This is a genomic window from Robertmurraya korlensis, from assembly GCF_023715225.1.
Lineage (GTDB): Bacteria > Bacillota > Bacilli > Bacillales > Cytobacillaceae > Robertmurraya_A.
On the sequence record NZ_JAMBNS010000156.1, the window covers coordinates 1 to 401 of the forward strand.

At 36.2% G+C, this 401-nt stretch carries 1 protein-coding gene; it reads left to right on the forward strand.

Annotated features, from left to right (window positions below):
* On the forward strand, nucleotides 1–401 hold a 401-nt coding region (locus tag M3175_RS24640), incomplete at both ends, for an ABC transporter permease (protein ID WP_251524638.1).

A 401-nucleotide genomic window follows, 5' to 3' on the forward strand; every position in this document is an offset into this window, starting at 1 on the left:
TTTTAGGTGTTGCAGCAGCTACTAAACAAAATTCTTGGGTTGACTATACAACTACAGTTATTTCAGTTATTGCAGTATCTGTACCATCTTTTGTACTTGCTGTACTTTTACAATATGTATTTGCAGTTAAATTAAGATGGTTCCCAGTAGCTGGATGGGAAGGTTTTTCGACCGCGGTATTACCGTCACTTGCATTATCTGCAGCTGTTTTAGCAACTGTCGCCAGATACATAAGAGCAGAGATGATAGAGGTATTAAGTTCAGACTATATTTTATTAGCGAGAGCTAAAGGTAATTCGACAATGCGTGTACTTTTTGGACATGCACTTAGAAATGCTTTAATTCCAATTATTACAATTATCGTTCCCATGTTAGCAAGTATTTTAACAGGCACTTTAACA